Below are 1,617 nucleotides of genomic sequence, written 5' to 3'. Positions count from 1 at the left end.
ATGGCGGCAGTGACCTACTCTCCCACACCCCACCGAGTGCAGTACCATCAGCGCAAACAACCTTAGCTACCGGGTTCGAAAAGGAGACCGGGCGTATACCCTTGCCGCTATAACCACCGCCACAACCAAACAAACACCAACCAACATGGTGGCCAGTCATCGCACAGTGAACGCAAACATCAATAATCCCACGCTTATCAAGCAACCCGTCTATCGTAATTTTTGGTTCTCGGTCCATTAGTACCAGTCAACTAAAACCCTCACAAGCCTTACATCCCTGGCCTATCAACCCGATCATCAACCGGGGACCTCACCCACCCCAACGGTGGAACGAGAACTAATCTCGAAGCAGGCTTCCCGCTTAGATGCTTTCAGCGGTTATCCCTCCCGAACGTGGCCAACCAGCAATGCCCCTGGCGGAACAACTGGCACACTAGAGGTTCGTCCGTCCCGGTCCTCTCGTACTAGGAACAGCCCTTCTCAATTCTCAAACGCGCGCAGCGGATAGGGACCGAACTGTCTCACGACGTTCTGAACCCAGCTCGCGTACCGCTTTAATGGGCGAACAGCCCAACCCTTGGGACCTACTCCAGCCCCAGGATGCGACGAGCCGACATCGAGGTGCCAAACCATGCCGTCGATATGAACTCTTGGGCAGGATCAGCCTGTTATCCCCGGGGTACCTTTTATCCGTTGAGCGACGGCGCTTCCACAAGCCACCGCCGGATCACTAGTTCCTACTTTCGTACCTGCTCGACATGTCTGTCTCACAGTCAAGCTTCCTTCTACACTTACACTCACCACCTGATGACCAACCAGGCTGAGGAAACCTTTGAGCGCCTCCGTTACCCTTTAGGAGGCAACCGCCCCAGTTAAACTACCCACCAGGCACTGTCCTTAGCCCGGATCACGGACCAAAGTTAGACATGCAATACGACCAGAGTGGTATTTCAACAACGACTCCACACAAACTAGCGTCCATGCATCACAGTCTCCCACCTATCCTACACAAACCGTACCGAACACCAATACCAAGCTATAGTAAAGGTCCCGGGGTCTTTCCGTCCTGCTGCGCGAAACGAGCATCTTTACTCGTAATGCAATTTCACCGAGCTCGTGGTCGAGACAGTAGAGAAGTCGTTACGCCATTCGTGCAGGTCGGAACTTACCCGACAAGGAATTTCGCTACCTTAGGATGGTTATAGTTACCACCGCCGTTTACTGGGGCTTAACTTCCCAGCCTCGCCCCCATAGGGGCTAACCAGTCCGCTTAACCTTCCAGCACCGGGCAGGCGTCAGTCCGTATACATCGCCTTACAGCTTCGCACGGACCTGTGTTTTTGATAAACAGTCGCTTCTCCCTAGACTCTGCGACCCAACCCCCCACAACACCCAGACAAAGAGATGTGTAAAGAGTGGGCCCCCCTTCTCCCAAAGTTACGGGGGCATTTTGCCGAGTTCCTTAACCACGATTCACTCGCACGCCTTAGTATGCTCTACCCAACTACCAGTGTCGGTTTCGGGTACGGGCGGTCTTACCACTCACGTCGATGCTTTTCTCGGCAGTACAGGATCACCCTACTTCCCACAAAAAGTGGTCACCATCAGGCCTCACCC

The 1,617-nt window shown here is 54.1% G+C and carries 2 rRNA genes; both read right to left on the bottom strand.

Annotated elements, in window-relative coordinates:
- Position 1: 1 nt before the first annotated feature.
- A 5S ribosomal RNA gene (gene rrf, locus ACRQEC_RS09500) occupies positions 2–121 on the bottom strand.
- 95 nt (positions 122–216) lie between these two features.
- Positions 217–1,617 (bottom strand): 23S ribosomal RNA (locus ACRQEC_RS09495); the annotation flags it as partial.

This window comes from Actinotignum saccati, assembly GCF_051265055.1.
GTDB lineage: Bacteria > Actinomycetota > Actinomycetes > Actinomycetales > Actinomycetaceae > Actinotignum.
The sequence above is the reverse complement of the archived record's forward strand: the minus strand, read 5'-3'. Positions and strand labels throughout refer to the sequence as shown.